Source organism: Limnothrix sp. FACHB-1083 (assembly GCF_014696485.1).
Classification (GTDB): domain Bacteria; phylum Cyanobacteriota; class Cyanobacteriia; order CACIAM-69d; family CACIAM-69d; genus CACIAM-69d.
This window is the reverse complement of record NZ_JACJQD010000001.1, coordinates 343,269-361,246: the sequence shown is the minus strand read 5'-3', so window position 1 is coordinate 361,246 and position 17,978 is coordinate 343,269. Positions and strand designations below refer to the sequence as shown.

Genomic DNA, 17,978 nt, shown 5'->3' with positions numbered 1-17,978 from the left:
CCCAAAGCGACGCGATCCGGCCGATCGCCCCCTTTGAGTCATCGATCCGGCCACTTCCCGACTTCCTAAATTATCATTCCATGCTTCTTCGCGCTTGTTACGTCTTGGGAAATCCGCAACCGATCCAGCGGGCTAGCCGGTGGGGACTCGCCCTCGGAGCCAGTCTGCTGATGGCCATGGGCACTGCCGTCAACCCCGCCGCCGCCGTGACGATCGATCCCAGCGTGCAAGCCCTATTGAGCGACATCGATCGCGCCGCCAGCGCCAAAGATGCCGGTTTGCTGCAACGGTTCGCCCCCAACTTCCGCAGCGCCGATGGCCTCAGCCGCGACGAGTTGGGCCGCTCCCTCAGTCAGTTTTGGCAATCCTTTGATCAGGTGACCTACAGCACCACCGTTGAAAAGGCCGATCGCGATCGGGACACCTGGATTCTCGAAACCCGCACCGATATCACGGCCACCAAGGCCAACACCACCCTCGGGCCCGCCAAATTGGTCACGGAAGTGCGGGCCCGCCAAACCATTCAAAACGGCCTGGTGATCCGTCAAGAACTGCTTGATGAGCGCACCACCACCCAATGGGGCAGCAAACCACCCCGCGTGAGGGTGCGGCTGCCGGAGCGAGTGCGCCCGGGGGATACTTACACCTTCGATGCGATTGTTCAAGATCCGTTGGGCGACACCCTGTTGGCTGGTAGCGCGATCGATACGCCTGTGCGCCCGGAACTGTATGCCATTCCCCAAAATGCAGCCCTAGAACCTATTTCCGCTGGAGGGTTGTTCAAGGTTGGGCGCGCGCCCAACAGCCCAGGATCTCGCTGGATTTCCGCTGTTTTGGTGGGCCCCGAGGGCATGACTTGGATTACGGAACGATTGGAAGTGCGCTAGGTAGAAGTGCGCTAGGGATTTGTAGGTATTGGGCAACTAGCCTGATGGGGATTGGGTTGGATTAGTGGGGCTGGCGGAATTGGCGACAGTTCAACGGGAAACCTAACTGGGGCGTTGCCGGATTGGCCACAAGGGCGATCGAACCGTTGGCCCGAGTTACCCAACCCTGGGCTTCAATAATTGGCTCAGAAACTGGCTCAGGTGCTGACTCAGAAACTGGCTCAGAAAGCGCTGCGGTAGGTACTGGGCGATCGGGTGGATTCGGGGCGATCGCCCGATCAGGAGTACCCGTCGCTTCCCCCGTCAGATTACCGTCCAACCACCGCACATCATCCCAGTAGGCCCCCGCGCTGCTGGCTGGCTGATCGGGTTCCGCCGGTACCCCCCCTCGCCCTGTCACCACAAATCGGTTACCCTCATCCGCTGCGCAACCGATAATAATCGCCGCTGTTGGATCCAAAGTATCTTCCGGTAAGTCAATCAACCCCGACTCATCATTGAAATTTTGGGTGTTGATTTGCACCGCCCCGCTGAAATTTGCTCCCAGCCCCGAAGTGGCCGTGATGTCGCTTTGGGGGGTGAGCTGCTGTCGAAAGGCTGTTCCCACAACCGTATCCGCCTGAATTTCAACGCGCCCGCCCCGCCCCGCCTGAGCATTGGCCGTAATATCGCTGTTTTGCAGGGCCGCCAGGGAGGAGACCTGAAACCGGATGTTCCCGCCATCACTGCGCACGGCGTTGGTGGCGATCGAGCTGCCAGACAACATTTGCAGTGTGTTCACCTGCACATCAATGTTGCCCCCACGACCGGAGGCGGTGTTGGCGGTGATGTTGCCGTTTTCCAAACGTAGGCGATCGCCCGTGATGCTGAGGCTGCCCGCATCCCCCGTTAGGCTGCTGTTGACGGCAATTTCCCCTTGGTTGCGAATCACCAAATCGCCCACCTGTAGGTTCAAGCTGCCGCTGTTGCCCGTGGCGGTGATTTGGGGCAAATCTGCCCGCCCGGAAACCGCCAACAGCCCGCTGCGGAAACCATCAGCCGATCGCCCACTAATTTCCATGCGATCGGCCTTGATGGTGATGTCTCCCCCTTGGCCCAACCCCAGCGAGGAACTAGAGAGGGTTGCGCCGTCCAAAACCCGTAGGAATGGCGTTTCAATCAACACGTTGCCGGCCGGATATTCCGTGAAGGTATCGGTGGCAATCCCACTGGAGAACAAGCGATCGCCGGAACTACCAATCAGGTCAATTTGGCGGGCGGCCCGAATCGTGATTTCACCGGGTACTCCTCCCATTGCGAACACCCCGATCCGAATGTTGGCCCCGCTCTGCCCCCCAATAAATGCCCCATCACGCACCGTGAGGGTATTGGTTTCAATGAGCATGGCTCCGCCCCGACCATTGCCAGCGATGGTGTTTGTAAAAATCCCACTGGCCACGGAAGCAAGGGGCACTGCATCTTTAATTTCAATGCTGTCTCGGGCTTGCACCGTCAAAGCGCCGCCGGGGCCATTGCCTAAATTCACCGTCACCAGTAGCGCTCCCCCCTGCACCAGCAAGGATCCAGCACGAATGGTGAGGGTGCCGCCTTCGCCCGTGGACTCGCGAGCGTTGCCCGTGCTGATCAGGGAACTGGCGGCATTCATTTGCTCGGCATCGATGATGATGTCGCCGCCTCGGGCTGTGCCAAAGGTGGGCGCAAACACAACGGCCCCATCGGCAACTGTGAGGTTGCTGGTATTGAGCCGAATGGAACCCCCATTCCCCAGACCGGCGGTGTTGATGTATAGGCCAGCGATGCGAACTTCGGGGGTAATTTGCCCCACCAGGCTGCCGCCAACAATTACCTCGTTCACAAACTGCAATCCTAGGCCACTGAGGGTGATGGCATCGGTGGCACGAACATCAATGTCGCCGCCCTGGCCGGAGGCAAAGGTACTGGCGGAGAGGAGGGCGGGCCCTTGGGTGTTGAAACGGTTGGCTTCAATGACGATCGAGCCACCTCGGCCGGAGCCGCTGGTGTCGGTCACGATCGCACTAGGCTGTTGGCCGGTGGGATCAATGCCCGCCACCACCACTTGATTAGCCCCGATCGCGATCCCTCGGCCGTTTATTTCTCCTTGCGTGAGGGCCGTGACCGTGGAGCCGTTGAGAATCGCCACTTGACCCGCCTGAAGATTCAGCAAGCCACCACCGGGGCCGCTGGCATCGATCGCGGCTTGCTGATCCAAATTAATCACGCCGCTGCGTTGGGCCGTGCCCAGGCCGATCGGCCCGTTGGTTTGCCAGCGCACCGTGCCACCGGCCGCACTGATCAGATCAATTTGCCCTTGGGGAGCCACGGCCCGCCCGCCCGCCAAGTCGATCGCCCCGCCCACCAACGACAACCGCTGGGTCGGAGCCACCACCAAGCTTCCCAACAGCCGAATTGGAGCCGGTTGCTGACCTAACTGCAACCCCAAGGGAACCTGGGAAGACAACAGCGGGGGCCCACCTGATCGCCCCGCATCAAAGGTCACCCCATCACCAAACACCAACCCTTCGGCCGTGCTGGCCCAAAATGCGCCCCCCAGTTGCAATTGGGCATTGGGCCCAAACAGAATCCCGTTGGGATTCAGCAAAAAAAGATTGGTGGAGCCATTGGCCCGAAGCGTGCCCAAAATCTCCGACCCTTGGCCACCGGTCACCCGAGTGATGGCATTTTGCACCTCCGCGCCCGTGTTGAACCAAGCGGTCATGCCCTCGGGAACCGAAAAGCGCTCAAAGCTGTGGAACAGATTCCCACCCGATCGGGTGCCCCCGTCGATTTGGATGGTGTCGCCCGTGGTTTGGATGCGCGACGGTTCCGGCAATGTGCCATCAGGGGCGATCGGCCCCACTTGGGCCCCGGCAGCGCCTCCCCAAAGCCAAGCACAACAGCCCGCCGCCAGCCATCTTCGCCGCAGATTTCCCATCGTTTTTTGGATCGGTGTTTGGCCTGTTTGACCCGTTTGGCCAAGGCCCCTACCCAGGAAGATAACAAACGGCCACCGGGTGCTGAGGCTCCCCGCGTTTGCTGTGTTCACCTGATCGCCAGTTATGAAACAACGCATCCAAAACGCCTCATGGGCGGTCAAGCAAGGAGTCCGCCTTGCTGTGTTATACCAACGGCCCGAGACACACCCGCAAAATTAACCCACTTCAAACGAGCAAATAACGATCAAATCATGAAAACAAATCATGAAAATTCATGCTCGAAAACGCATGATCGAAATCCATGATCGCAATTCATGGCCAATCAACCATCAAACTAACCGACTAACCGAGCTACCGCTTGAGGGCCCGTTCCATATCGCGCTGATCTTGCTTGCGCTTGAGGTCTTCCCGCTTGTCGTGCAGTTTCTTGCCTCGGGCCAGCCCGATCGCCACCTTGACCCATCCCCCCTTCAAATACATGCGCAAGGGAACCAGGGTCAGCCCCTTTTGATCCACCTGTCCTACCAGTTTGCGGATTTCTTCCTTGTGCAACAGCAGCTTGCGCGTGCGGCGAGGGTCGTGGTTAAAGTAGCTGCCCGTGGTGTCGTGGGGCGAAATATGCACATTCAGCAGCAACGCTTCGCCATTGCGGATGAGGGCAAAACCATCCCTGAGGTTCACCTTGCCAGCCCGAATGGACTTCACCTCAGTGCCCTTGAGTTCAACCCCCGCCTCGTAGGTTGCCAAAATTTCGTACTCGTAGCGGGCTTGGCGGTTGTCAGCGACAATTTTGTACCCACTTTGCTTGTCGGCCACGCTGTTGATTAACCCTCCGTCGCGCTCTGAACCCAGTCGGAAATTTGCAGGTTGGTCACTGGACTCAAGCCTGACCGGGATCGATAGGAGGTCTATTCTAACCGCTGATTCATCTCAAGCGGCGCAGTACCGGGATTTTGCAAGATTTGCGAGCCGATGGCGGTGGTGATGAGTGGCGATCGGTAGAGATCAGTGACGATCCGTGGTGGTGATGAGTGGGATTGCCCAAAAACTAGGCAAGCAATTGGGCAAGAAATTAGACAAGCAATTTAGACAAGAAAGGAGGCAAGGCGGGAACCGATCGACCTTTCAGCAAACTTTCAGCAAACTTTTCGCCAGATCATCGCGATCGAATCCTCAACTTGCGATCGATCCATGATGCAGTTTCCAAGGCTCCCGATCGCCCTCAGCAGTTTCCAGGCAAGGGTTTTGGGCGAGGGCCAACGGTTCGATCGCCGCCCATTCATCAGCCCCAGCGATCTTTGCTTCACAAAATATTAAGTGCCCCTTGACTATTTTGGGCTTAAACCGTATCTTTAGATACAGAAACCAATCGTTCATCTTTCCCCGCTAACACCACAGCTCGCAGGTCACCCTTGCAGCCGTTAGTTAGAAAGAAAGACGGAAGTAGGGATTCTAGGTCAATGTCGATTTTGGGTTAAGTCCTAACCACCGATCCACAACCCGCAAATCCCGAAGGAACGCGCCTCAGTCAGATCCTGAACGCATCTCCTGGAGGCGATCCTCATGAAACTCATTTATCGCGGTGTCCGGTACGACAGCACAGAAACCCCTCTGCCCACGGTAGAAACGGGCCACACTGGTCGATATCGCGGATTGGAAGTGCATTTTCGCCATGCCGAAAGCATTCCACCGCAACCAGTCAATGATCTGACCTATCGGGGTGTCGCCTATCGCACGGGCGCTGAGGCCTTCGCGCCCAGCAGCGTCCCCGCTAGCCGCCCCGTCACTTCGCCGATCAGCCAACCCCTTACCGCAGGTTCTGTTATGTCTACCCAATCGATCTCCGCTCGTGCTCGTGTCCAAATGATGTCCCGTCATCATCAAGCCGCTGCTCGTGAACAATTGGCACTCGATCGCGCAGCAGCCGAATTGGGTCTGGGCCACCTGTCGTCTACTTTCAGCCGCATCCAAGGCAAAATGCAGCACGACATCGCCATCTCCTGCGAACCCAGCTCCGTCGCCATGAGCTAAGCAACCCTCGCTGGGGTTTGAGCCACCCGGAAGTCATTTGGGTTTCGTTGAGTGGTTCCTAAGCTGAATTGTCTTGAACTTGTCTCAAACCTTTTTTGTTGTGAACTCTTTCTCGAATGCTGTTCGGTAGAGCAGGGTATCGGTTGAATGAAAGGTTCTGATCCAAGGTGGTTGGCTTGCGGGCTGGCTGCCTTGGACTCTTTCCTGAATTTGTTCTGGCTGGTATTTTGCGAAACTCGAATATTTCAGTGAGCGTTAGCCCCATGCCCCCAGTGCTCCTTGAGCAGGCTGGGGGTATTTTTTTGGGTTTTTCGGTGGGACAAGACCCTTGCTAAGATGCGGGTGGGAATGGGGCGATCGACCGTTGGGGCTTTTTTGTTTCGATATGAAGCAACGGTTCGGTGGGTATTTCGGTGGGCAATGCCCACCCTACGGGTTTTCGGCATTTATTTCGGGATCTCTTTTTGAAGATTGATTTTTGGGAAATTTCTGAAAATCTATTTTTAGACATCTATTTTTAGATTTTAGATATTTATTTATCCTTGGGGAGTCTATTTTTCTGGGTCTAGGTCTATTTTCTCTGGGTCTATCTATGTTGAATTTCAAGCGATCGGGTCAAGCTCGCGCCCCCAAAGAACCCCATAGTCAAGTGACTTCCGATCGCAAACGGCTACGCATCGTGCGCATGGGACACCGTTTCCACCCTTGGGAAGATGCTTACCATTTATTACTAACCTTGAGCTGGCCGAAGTTTTGGCTAGCGATTATTGTGGGCTATGGGCTGGCCAATTTCCTTTTTGCTGGGTTATACCTTTTGGAACCCGAAGGAATCGCCAATGCCAAGCCGCAATCTTTCATGGATGCGTTCTTTTTTAGTGTGCAAACCATGGCAACGATCGGCTATGGCGCAATGTATCCAGCCAAGCCTTGGACACAGATGCTCACGGCCGTTGAAGCCTTGGTGGGTCTGATGGGATTTTCGGGAGCAACGGGGCTAATGTTTGCCCGATTTTCGCGGCCCACCGCTCAAGTGCGCTTTAGTCAGGCGCTCCTGAAAACAACCCATGAAGGTCAACCTACGTTGCTGTTTCGGATGGCCAATCAGCGGCAAAATCAAATTATTGAAGCCCAGGTGAGTTTGGTTTTTATTGAGGATACGGTCACTCAGGAAGGGGAATATTTACGCAAGATTCAGGACTTATCGTTGGTGCGATCGACTTCACCCATGTTTGCCCTGTCTTGGTTGGTGATGCATCGAATCGATCAACAAAGTCCCTTGTTTGACCGCTCGATCGAGTCTTTGTGCAATAGCAATGCTACCTTTGTGGTGTCCTTGACTGGAATTGATGATGAACTGAGCCAAACGGTTCATGCTCGCCATATTTATGCAATTTCTGATGTTTTAGAAAATCACCGATTTGTGGATATGCTGACCCATCAGCCCAATGGGGTTATTTGTATTGATTACCGATTTTTTGATCAGGTGGAATCGGTGGCTCAATTCACACCCAAAATTACACCCAAGATCGCACCCAAGAGCACTCCCAATTAAAGCAATTGAAAGCAGGTTTCGGGGAAATTTTGCTCATAGCCTGTTGATGCTGATTTCAGAAATCAAAGCTTCAGGGTCACAAGCCGCAGCACTGGAAGTTTGGGGGCGATTATTCACTCCGACGAATCACCAATCGATCGCCCGCTTTGCCAACTAAAATTCCTGCTTTAAACGGAGGCCGATCGCGATCTTGGGGCCGAATTACCCACAGGGACACGCGGCGATCTGCCCAATGTTTGGCCTGTTCCGATTGAGGCACGGGAATCACTTCACAATGGCAATAGAAATCTAGGGAAGGGCGTTGGGTGCGATCGCTTGTGTAAACCTTTGAGCCGGAATGGGCGACCGATCGCAGCAGATTGGCCACCGGCCGCACGGGATATTGTTCATTCAGTTCCCAAAGCCAACTGCCCGACGAAAAAAACAGCGTTAACCCCACAAACATGCCCCAAAAAGCCACGGGGATCAGTTGTCGATCGCCCTGCTGGGCCAACAAGACCACGGCTCCCCCCGTTAGCCCCAAGGCCGCCAGCGCCAGGGCCAACATCGGCTCCAACGGTGTGGCCAAGAAGCTGAAGTAAACGGCTCCAGCTCCGCCACCCAGGGCCAACAAACCAAAAATCACCTGCCACGATCGCCCAAACCGGGCCGGTGGTTCTTCCCACAAGGACCCCAACAAGGGCCCGATCGCCAAGGCCAAGGGGGGATAGAGCGGCAGGCCATACCAGGGAAGTTTGGTTTCCATCACGGAAATGGGCAGCAGATAGCCCAAGCTCCAAACCAGCACCAACTTGCCCCAGGGCCAATCCCGATCGCGCCAGGCCGCTTGGAAGCCCGCTGGCAACAAAAACAGCCAAGGCCAAGCCAATTCCAACAGCTCTTGCAGATAAAACCAAGGCGGGCCGCCCCGATCGCTCACGGAATCCCAAACCCGCCGCAGGGACTGATTCAGCAAATTGGTCTCAAAAAAGGTCGGGCCGTAGTGTTGCCATTGGGCCCCATACCAAGCCAGGGCTGGGGCCAAGCCCAACAGCCCCCCGAGCCAGAGATAGGGCGATCGCAACAGCCGAGGCGTATCCCAGACTAAAAAACCGAAGATTAGCCCCCCAAACAACAGGGCCACCAGCCCCTTCAACAGGGCGATCGCGCCGAGGGCAAACCCAATGCCCAGCGTCCACCGCAAATCCCGCCGGGCCCGCAACAGACAGCACCAGGCCAGCAACCCAAAGGCCACAATTGCCGCATCCAACATGGCTAACCGCCCATGGCGCACTACGGGCAACCAGGTGAGATACACCAAGGCGCTGAAGATGGCGGCGGCCCGGTGGGTGAAAATTAACCGCCCCACCGCAAAAACCAGTGGTACGGCCGCCGCACCCAGCAAGGCTCCGGGCAGTCTTGCCGCCCATTCACTTTCGCCAAAAATCCGAAACAACAGGGCGATCGCCCAATGGAGCAGGGGCGGCTTGTTGAAATAGGGGCGATCGTGCAGGGTGGGAAACCACCAAGCCTCGGAGCCGATCGGGACGCGGGCCAACTCCCGGGCCACTTGGGCCACCGTGCCCTCGTCCCAATCGCGCAGGGGCAACCCACCTAAGTTGATGCCATACAACACCAGGGCCAACAATCCCAGCCCGATCGCCCAGGCCCAATCCACCGCCCGATCGTCCCTGCGCCACAGTTGCCGGGCCATGGCCCCCATACGGGACGATCGCACCGAGGCCGAAGAACCAGCGGGGTCAGGATTAGGGGCCATAGGGATGGGGAAAAGGGATTGGGAAATTGATCGCGAGGTTGAAATCAATGCCCAATCTAGCGAATTAAGGGGCCCGAAAACCCAGAATCAATCCGTTTTCGGAGGCTGACATGGCCGTTGAAATGGTCGTTGGCAACGGTGCCATTCGTGGGGCCCAGACCGCACGCCCGACCCCGATCGGCCGGTTTATCAGGTCGCACGGGAGCATGAAAACCTTGTCTCTTTAGCGCAAGGATAAAAGGCGACAGGGGTACTTTAGCGCTCGTCATTCTTATGCCAAATAAATCAGCATAAGCTATAATGCAAATATGCTAATTCTTGAGTTCAAAGTCTACGGAAAGCCTGCTCAGTTCAGCGCTATTGATGAGGCGTTGAGGACTGCCAAGTTCATCCAAAACAAGTGCTTACGCTATTGGATGGACAATAAAGGCTTGTCTAAATACGACCTCAACAAGTACTGTGCGGTGCTGGCAAAAGAATTTCCGTTTGCCAATGAACTCAACTCAATGGCTCGTCAAGCATCGGCAGAACGCGCTTGGTCTGCGATCTCGCGGTTTTATGAGAACTGCAAAAAGCAGATCCCAGGCAAGAAAGGTTTTCCGCAATTTAAAAAAGACGTTCGCTCAGTGGAATACAAAACGACTGGGTGGAAACTAGCGGAGGATCGTAAGTCAATCACGTTCACTGATGGTAAGCAGATTGGCAGATTGAAACTGAAGGGAACTCGTGATTTGCATTTTTACCAACCTAACCAAATCAAGCGGGTCAGACTGGTAAAACGTGCAGATGGGTACTATGTTCAATTTGCCGTAGCTGTTGAACGCTTTGAAGTAGTCCAGCCTTCTGGTAAGGCGATTGGGTTAGATGTGGGACTCAACGATTTCTACGTCACTCAGGATGGCGACAGAGCAGAAAATCCGTGCTTTCTTCGCAGGGGAGAGCAACGGATCAAGCAGGCTCAAAGGAGGGTTAGCAGAAAGGTTAAAGGGTCAAGCAATCGTCGCAAGGCAAGGGTGATTTTAGGCAAGCGCCATCTCAAAATAAGTAGGCAGCGTAAAGACCATGCTGTGAAATTGGCACGGTGCGTAGTTCAGTCTAACGACTTGATCGTCTACGAAGATTTGAGAATCAAAAACATGGTGCAGAATCACTGCCTTGCCAAGTCGATTAACGATGCATCCTGGTATCAGTTCAGAGTGTGGCTGGAGTACTTTGGCAAAGTGTTTGGCAAAATTACTGTTGCCGTCCTGCCTCACTACACCAGCCAGGAATGCTCTAGCTGTGGCGCGATTGTCAAGAAAGGGCTGTCAACAAGGACGCATATTTGTCAGTGCGGAGCTGTCCTGAATCGTGACCACAATGCAGCTAGAAATATCCTCAGTCGGGGATTGGCTACGGTAGGGCATACCGGAAGCTACGGTCTTGAACCGTGCAACGCTTGGGGAGAGGATGCCTCTACTTTGGTTGGGGAAACCCTGTCAAGGCAAGCAACCTCGTAGAATCAAGAATCCCTGTCTTTTTAGGGCGGGGAGTGTCAAACTTGCTGGCATCGTGGGCCCCATAGCGTCTTCAAAAATTTCCAGCTAAATCAACCGAACCATTCAACCTAGTGGCATGACAGGCTTAATACATTGGGCCAAAGTTGCGAAGCCAGTCGTGGTAACAAGGGGCTTGAGCATCTTGCTGCTTAACGATCAGGTGACGGTAACAGCCATGTAATTTAGCCCAACGAATTGAGGCAGCCACGCTACTAGCCATTCAACCTAACCATTTAAGATGCAGCTTTCACCCATCGTCGATATCGTTATCGGCCTCCTATTCGTTTACTTAACCCTCAGTCTGTTGGCTTCGGAAATTCAAGAACTGATTGCCACCCTGTTGCAATGGCGAGCCGCTCATCTGAAACAGTCGATCGCCCAATTACTGGGCGGCGGCAGCCAATCCACCGTCAGCGGCCGCGCCCCCCAGCGCCCCGGCGACAGCACCCGCGCCGAGCAACTGACCGAACGCCTCTACGATTCCCCCACCATCAACAGCCTGAACCAAGAGGCTCGGGGGTTGTTAGCCACCGGTTTTCGCAAGGGCTTTCGGGTTCTCTGTAACCTGATTGGCCTCAGCAATCCGATCTTTGGGCAACATACCAGCGCCCCTTCCCATATCCCACCCAGTTCCTTTGCCGATGCGTTGCTGTCTTCGGCCAAAATTCCCGAGCTAATTCGTACTGTCAGCCTGCGGCGGTTTGAGCAATTTACCCAAGATTTGGGGCGACAAACCCGCCAACTGTTGCAACCGCAACTGAGCGATTCGCGATTGACCCAACTGCTTGATCGCTTTGAACAACGCCTGCGAGACATCACCACCGACTATCGATCGGGGAAATTTGACCTCAAAATCAGCCTCACTCGAGTGTTGAACTCCGTCGATCGGCTCATTAGCATTCTGCAAGCGGCCCACGTGCCCGAGGTCGATCGACTGGTGATCCTGCGGGACGACACCTTTGAAGACCGCGAGGGCCACACCATTTTGCTGGCGGCCCTGTTGCCCTCCACCGAAGAAGTGCTGGATGGGCTGCGCCACAAACGCGCCATCTACCAGGAAGTGCAATCGGTGATTGCTGAATTGCGCGATGCTAATGACCCCACTCGCAAAGGATTGGAAGAGGCCCTGAACCTGCTGCCCGAGCCTGTGCAAGACAACCTGTTGCTGCTGGCAAAGCGGGCCCGATCGCGGGCAACCTCCGTGCAAGAGGATTTCCAGGAATTCCAAAAGGAAGTGGAAGGTTGGTACGATCGAGCGCGCGATCGGGCATCGGGGGTCTATCGCCGCAATGCACGCGGGGTTTCGATCCTGTTGGGCATTGTCCTGGCGGTGGCCAGCAATGCCGACACTTTCAACATTGTGAGCAAGTTGTCTCGGGATACGGCCCTGCGGCAAGCGGTGAACGCCTACGCCGATCGAGTTGTCCAAACGGGCAGCGCCCCCGGAGTTCCTTCGCGGCCCATGCTGCCCAAGTGGTCGGAAGTTAGCCAGGACATGCAGGCGGCTTTGGATGAAACCACCCTCCCGATCGGCTGGGATTCCAACAAACTAAATGAGCAACTGCGCTACGACAATCGCAAACCCAAAAACCAAGGAGAAGTGATTTGGGTCTTAATTCGCACGGCTTTGGGCTGGCTGGTCACGGGCTTGGCGATCGCGATGGGCGCACCCTTCTGGTTTGACCTACTGGGCAAAATCATGCGAGTTAAAAACACCGGCAAATCAGAAGCATCCTAACTGTCCAGATTGTCCAGCACTATATTGGCGGTGATAAAATTTCGTGAGTAGGTTATCGGCTCACTCACAACGCCTCAGGGCCGAACCATTCGCCCATGCCAAAAGTCACAACCACAACGTCTGGGTCTGGCGGTTCGGGTTGGGTTTGGTTGCTGTTGGGTGTGGGGGCGATCGGGGGTGGGCTTTGGGGGCTAACGAGCTGGCTGCTGGGTCGATCGCCCGCCTTGCTCACCCAGGCCCGCCAAGCGCGATCGACTCCTTCAATTCCCCGCCTTGCGGAAACCAACCAGCAACTCACCCAGCAAATCAACTGGCTGCAATTGATCCCCCCTTGGCCCCTGTTGCCCCATGACCAGGCCCAAGCCCAATTGCCCACGCTCAAAGAACAGCAATCCGCCATTAACCGCGAGCTGACGATCGCCCGGGGCCTGAACACCGCTGAAAATGCGGCCATGAAAGCCGCCCGCTTGGTGCAAAATCCGCCCCACCCGCCGGATGTTTGGCAACAGGCCAAGCAGCAATGGCAGTTGGCCATTCAAACGTTGGCGAGTCTGCCGCCGGACGCGTTGACGGGGGCAGTGATTCAAAGCAAGCTAGTCACCTATCGATCGAACCTGGCGGCGATCGAACAGCAATTGGCTGTGGCAGTGCAGGCGGTGGAATTTAACAATCGCGGGGTTGAGGAACTGAACAACGAACGCTACCGCGAGGCGATCGCTTGGTTTCAGCAAGCCCTGGCTCACAATCCCAAGATGGCGGAGGCCCTGTTGGGGCAAGGGTTGGCGCAAGTGGCCCTCCAAGACTATCGATCAGCATTGGAGTCCTTCAATCGATCGATTACTGCCAAGGGTGATTTTGTTGATCCCTATCTCTATCGGGCGGAAACTCGCTATGAATTTGGTGATGCGGCCGGGGCCATGGCGGACTTGGATCAAGCCATTGCCCTGGATAACCAGCGGGCGACGGCCTACCTGCTGCGAGGGGTGATCCATTTTGCCGAAGACCAAGCCAATCAAGCCCGATCGGACTTAAACAAAGCTGTGGAGCTGTTTTCGCAACAGAAAGATTTTGATGCTGCAACCCAAGCCCGCACCCTGCTGGCGCAACTGCCCGCTGAATTGCCGCCCGCTGAATTGCCGGTGACGGAATCTGCCCCGCCGGACAATCCAGCAGTGGCGTTGGAGGACGATGACGATGATGATGACGATTACAAACGCCGTCGTCGTCTCTCGTTGCAGGATGTGCGATCGACCTGGGATCGGGTGCGCCGCTCTGGTCGCCGTCGCCGCTAGGTTTTGCGATCGGCCACTTTCCCCGATGCCCGCAGGCTGCCCAATTTCAGGATCCCCAACTGTCCATGACCGCGAACCGATCGAGCGTCAACACCTTAAGAACAATCTGGCTGGGAGCCAAGGCTGCCCAGGTGCAACGGGCGATCGCCCAAGGTCTTTGGGGCCCCTTTGATTGGGTGCTGACCCCTACCCGGCAAGCGGCCCGGGCGATCGGGGTGCAGGCCCAATCGCTCGATCAACTCCTGAAGCGGTTGCGACTGGATGGCAACCTGGCTCCGATGCTGATGCGTCAGCGGGCTTTGCGATCGGCCGTGGCGGAGGTTTGGCCTGAGGTGGAAGCGGGTCAATATGCCAATACGATCGCCCCTGTGATTCGGGAAATGTTGCACAACGGCTGGTCTCTGGCGATGGCGGCCCAGGAACCCACCTTGAGCGATCGGGCGCGGCGGTTGGTGACCATTGCCCAGGCTTATTTGCAAGCGCTGCAATTAGCGGGCGATCAGAAATTGGGCGATCAGAAACTGGATGATCAACAACTGAGCGATCAGCAACTGGGCGATCAATCCATGCAGCGGCGGGCTGTCGATCGACCAGCCGATCGACTAGATGCGGCCCAAATTTATGGACAGGCGGCCCAGGCGATCGCCCAGGGCGCAGTAGATCCCCTGGTGTTGGGCCTGTGGGGCTATGGATACTTGGCTCCCGATGCGATCGCCCTTATCGATGCCCTGGCGGGGCCCGGCAGTTGCCTTTGGTGGCCAGATGACCCGGCTTTGCATCGGCTGCTACCGGCCTGGGAACAGCGGGGCTGGACGGTGCGATCGGCTGCGGAATTCTTGGCGGAATTCTCTGCGGAATCTGAGGCAACAGCCTCCCCAACCGAATGCCCAGCCTGGCAACGGGCAATCGCCTTTCCCACCCTGGAGGATGAGGTGCGCTGGGTTCTGGCCAAGGTCAAACAGCATCTTCATCAGGGCGTACCGGCGAACCAAATGGTGCTGATTGCCCGCGATGAGCAACGCTACGGGCCCAAGTTGTTGGAGGTGGCGCAGGAATTTGAAGTTCCGGTGCGGTTGCTGTATGGCGTGCCCCTCACGCAAACGCGGGTGGGCCATTGGGTGCAATGCCTGCTGGAAGCGGCCCAACAACAATGGGCCTATGAGCCAGCGGTGCAATTATTGCGCCACCCGATCGGGCGCGATCGCCTAGAAGGTCAATGGGAAACGGCCCGCCGCCTGCGCCCCGATCGCCCCAAGGCCTGGGTTCATGCAGGCCTTGATCTTGCCGATTTGGCCCCACCGGCCCAATCGGCCCGCCACAGTGCCACCCGTGAGCAGTGGGTGAGTTGGGTGCAGGACTGTGCCCGATCGCTGGAGATTCGATCGGGCGCACAGCATTGGCCCAGTGAAGCCAACGCCCTCAGCAGCCTGAATCACCACCTGATTGAGCTAGCCCGTCCCAGCCACGAAACCTTAACCCTGGCCAGCTTTGCCCAGGAATTACGGGAACTGTTGAGCTTAATTTCCGTGCCCCGTCACCCCGGCCGAGGGGGCGTGGAATTGCACAACCCCGCTAGCCTGATTGGGGCCCAATATCGCTACGGATTTGCCCTGGGAATGGTGGAAGGCTGGTGGCCCGCCCCGATCGCCCCAGATCTAGCCCTCGACTGGTTCGATCGACGCGCCCTCACCCAAGCCGGGTTTCCGATGGCTGGCACTGCCGAACTGGCGGATCAAGAACGCCTCCACAACAGCGCCGCCTTTGCCACCATCCAAGAGCAATTGGTGTTTAGCTATCCCCAGTGGCACGGCCAGCAACCCCAATCCCCCAGCGCCCTGCTCCGCGATCCCCAAATCAAACCCACCGAGCCGGAGCCGGTTCCCGATGTCAGCCCTTTGGCCAGTTGGCAACGGTTTTTAACCCGCCCCGATCGCCCCGCAGACCTGGCCCAGGATCCCTTCGGCCCAGTGCTAGAGCGAGCTTGGCGGATGGAATGCCAACGATTGCGCGGCGGCCAGCCCGATCGCCCGGAAGATTTGGCGTTTCACGGTTTCCTTGGCTCCCTCGCTGCCATGGATCCCGATCGACATACCTTCAGCGCCTCTCAAATCACCGATCTGGGGCAATGTCCGTTCAAATACTTCGCGCGGCGCGTTCTGCGGCTCCAAGAACCCCAAGAAACCGAAGCCGACTTGCCCCGCAACAGCAAAGGCAACCTTTACCACCGCGTTTTGCAAAAGCTGGGGGAACAACAGCGCGATCGGCAAGCGCCCGTTTTCAATGACCCTGAGCAACGGTTGGCGGCCCTCGAAACCTGGCTGACCGAAGCGGCCACCGAACTGCAACTGCCGCGCCACCTCACCTGGACAGCCCAGCGCCAAGAACTCCTGGCCCAATTGCAGTGGTTAATTTTGCAAGACACCTTTTTACCCGCCGAGTCCACAATCCTCCATTGCGAAGTGCCCTTTGAAGGGGAGTGGCTGGGCCTGAAGGTGAAGGGCATGATCGATCGGGTGGATCAGTCCCCCGATGGCTTGGTTCTAATTGATTACAAAACCGGCAAAGCTGAAGGAGCCAAAGTCAAAGACCAAAGCGGCCAAGCAAACCTGGATGTGCAACTGTTGGTTTATGCCAGCGCCGCCGCCCAACTGGCTCCCGAAACCCCCGTCGCCAAGGCCTATTACTACAGCCTGCGGGAAGCGAAACTCGTCTCGCCTCAATCGCTCACCAGTGACAACCCAGAGGTGGGAGCTTTGGTGCAACGGTTGCGCCACCACCTAGCCGCAGGGGAATATCCCGTGGATCCCGATCGGGAATATAAAGCCTGTCAGTTTTGCGAAGCCTCATCGGCCTGTCGTTGTGTCCAGGATGGCTGATTGCCCGTGGGATTCGCCCTACGATTAGCTGAGCAACCGCCACAGAATGGTCTGAAATTAGGCTGGAAGTAGTCTGAAAATTTCCTGAATTTGAGACTCTTTTCCCTACGATTGTTAGCCGTTACGATGCACGGGTGCTGATTCTCGATCGCGATCGGGTCGATCGCTCAGCCTCCTCCCCTTTCTCCCCCCTCCTTCCAGGTGTCTGAACGTCGCCGTTTTCGTCCGATCGACCAACGACCGTTCCAAAAAATTTGGATTGGGGCTGCGTTCTTTGCAGTCACCCTCATCATCTCCGTCACGGGCTACATGATCGCCGGTTGGGGGTTCCTTGATGCCTTCTACATGACCATCATCACCGTCTTTGGCGTGGGTTATGGGGAAATTGGCCCCATGACCCCCCATTTGCGGGCCTTCACGATTTTTGTGATCATCGCGGGCACTTCTTCGGCGGTCTACACTGTAGGGGGGGTCTTCCAAGCCCTGGCCGAGGGCGAAATGAATCGGCTACTGGGGGCCAGGCGCATGAGTCGAGATATTGATCGCCTCAAAGATCATGTGATCATCTGCGGGTTGGGCCGCATTGGTCGGCTATTGGCCCGCAAGCTGGTGGAAACGGGCCAACCCTTCGTGGTGATTGACTCCAATCCTGAACGGGTGGAGCGGGGTGTCAATCTGGGTTATTTGGTTTATGAAGGCAACGCCACCGATGAATCGGTTTTGCGAGCGGCGGGCATTGAGCGGGCCAAGGCCCTGGCCACGGTGTTGCCCGATGATGCGGAAAATGTGTTCATTACCCTGACCGCCCGGGGCATGAATCCCCACATGACGATCGTGGCTCGGGGCGAAGCGGCCAGCACCGAAAACAAGCTGAAGCTGGCCGGGGCCGATCGAGTGGTTTTGCCAGCTAATATTGGGGCGGAGCGGATTGCTCAAATTTTGAATCACCCCTCTGCCCTCTATTTTTTGGAAGAAGACAAGGGCCGAGCCACCCTCAGCGAAATGCTGTCGCGGTTGGATGTGAAGCTGGACGAAGTGCCCGTGCGCCCCCAATCCCCCTTGGATGGCCGGACGATCGGGGACGTGGAAGTGCGTGGCCATGGCACGTTCATCGTTGTGGCCCTGCTGCAAAAGGACGGCAACACCATCATTCACCCACCCCAATCGACGCAACTTTATCCGGGCGATACGCTGATCGTGATGGGTCACAGCGACGATATGCCCACCTTCGTGTTTGGTCGGGAATATAGCCGCAACCACAACCGCAACCAACGCTATCGCGGCCTCCCCCGTTAGCGGGCAGCCACCAGTCTTAGACCGAGGTTCAAGGAACGAATGCCGCTAATTTCAGCCC

The 17,978-nt window shown here is 56.7% G+C and carries 12 protein-coding genes and 1 riboswitch; of the genes, 9 read left to right on the top strand and 3 right to left on the bottom strand.

Annotated elements, in window-relative coordinates:
- Positions 1-80: 80 nt before the first annotated feature.
- The gene (locus tag H6F46_RS01400; RefSeq protein WP_190355775.1) at positions 81-887 is read left to right on the top strand and encodes a nuclear transport factor 2 family protein; all 807 of its coding nucleotides are present in this window, start codon (positions 81-83) and stop codon (positions 885-887) included.
- Between the two features lie 61 nt (positions 888-948).
- Here the strand turns inward: H6F46_RS01400 and H6F46_RS01395 are convergent, their stop codons facing one another.
- Both H6F46_RS01395 and smpB read right to left on the bottom strand, forming a co-directional pair.
- The gene (locus tag H6F46_RS01395; RefSeq protein WP_190355777.1) at positions 949-3,840 is read right to left on the bottom strand and encodes a filamentous hemagglutinin N-terminal domain-containing protein; all 2,892 of its coding nucleotides are present in this window, start codon (positions 3,838-3,840) and stop codon (positions 949-951) included.
- Between the two features lie 352 nt (positions 3,841-4,192).
- Positions 4,193-4,657 (bottom strand): SsrA-binding protein SmpB, encoded by a 465-nt coding sequence (smpB, locus tag H6F46_RS01390; RefSeq protein ID WP_099532473.1) that lies wholly within the window; start codon positions 4,655-4,657, stop codon positions 4,193-4,195.
- Positions 4,658-5,032: 375 nt separating this feature from the next.
- Between smpB and H6F46_RS19495 the strand changes: the two genes are divergently transcribed.
- From H6F46_RS19495 to H6F46_RS01380, 3 genes are all read left to right on the top strand, one after another.
- Complete coding sequence (locus H6F46_RS19495; RefSeq protein WP_255508844.1) at positions 5,033-5,158, top strand: hypothetical protein; 126 nt, start codon at positions 5,033-5,035, stop codon at positions 5,156-5,158.
- A gap of 51 nt (positions 5,159-5,209) precedes the next feature.
- Positions 5,210-5,365: riboswitch (Glutamine riboswitch) on the top strand.
- 39 nt (positions 5,366-5,404) lie between these two features.
- Positions 5,405-5,872 carry a DUF4278 domain-containing protein gene (locus H6F46_RS01385; RefSeq protein ID WP_099532475.1) on the top strand — a complete coding sequence of 156 codons (468 nt, stop codon included), beginning with the start codon at positions 5,405-5,407 and terminating at the stop codon, positions 5,870-5,872.
- Positions 5,873-6,464: 592 nt separating this feature from the next.
- Positions 6,465-7,424 carry an ion channel gene (locus tag H6F46_RS01380; protein ID WP_099532476.1) on the top strand — a complete coding sequence of 320 codons (960 nt, stop codon included), beginning with the start codon at positions 6,465-6,467 and terminating at the stop codon, positions 7,422-7,424.
- A 109-nt stretch (positions 7,425-7,533) separates the two neighbouring features.
- Here the strand turns inward: H6F46_RS01380 and H6F46_RS01375 are convergent, their stop codons facing one another.
- Positions 7,534-9,180, bottom strand: coding sequence for a glycosyltransferase family 39 protein (locus H6F46_RS01375; protein ID WP_190355779.1), 1,647 nt, complete (start codon positions 9,178-9,180; stop codon positions 7,534-7,536).
- Between the two features lie 308 nt (positions 9,181-9,488).
- On the opposite strand from H6F46_RS01375, the gene H6F46_RS01370 reads away from it, so the two are divergent.
- The 5 genes from H6F46_RS01370 (at position 9,489) to H6F46_RS01350 (ending at position 17,920) form a co-directional block, all read left to right on the top strand.
- The gene (locus H6F46_RS01370) at positions 9,489-10,679 is read left to right on the top strand and encodes an RNA-guided endonuclease TnpB family protein (protein ID WP_190404965.1); all 1,191 of its coding nucleotides are present in this window, start codon (positions 9,489-9,491) and stop codon (positions 10,677-10,679) included.
- A 277-nt stretch (positions 10,680-10,956) separates the two neighbouring features.
- Positions 10,957-12,456 carry a hypothetical protein gene (locus tag H6F46_RS01365; RefSeq protein ID WP_099532478.1) on the top strand — a complete coding sequence of 500 codons (1,500 nt, stop codon included), beginning with the start codon at positions 10,957-10,959 and terminating at the stop codon, positions 12,454-12,456.
- Positions 12,457-12,551: 95 nt separating this feature from the next.
- On the top strand, positions 12,552-13,748 hold the full coding sequence (locus tag H6F46_RS01360; RefSeq protein WP_190356030.1) for a tetratricopeptide repeat protein: 1,197 nt from the start codon (positions 12,552-12,554) through the stop codon (positions 13,746-13,748).
- A gap of 65 nt (positions 13,749-13,813) precedes the next feature.
- Positions 13,814-16,624 (top strand): PD-(D/E)XK nuclease family protein, encoded by a 2,811-nt coding sequence (locus H6F46_RS01355; protein WP_190356031.1) that lies wholly within the window; start codon positions 13,814-13,816, stop codon positions 16,622-16,624.
- A gap of 201 nt (positions 16,625-16,825) precedes the next feature.
- Positions 16,826-17,920 (top strand): potassium channel protein, encoded by a 1,095-nt coding sequence (locus tag H6F46_RS01350; protein ID WP_347278356.1) that lies wholly within the window; start codon positions 16,826-16,828, stop codon positions 17,918-17,920.
- Positions 17,921-17,978 lie beyond the last annotated feature (58 nt).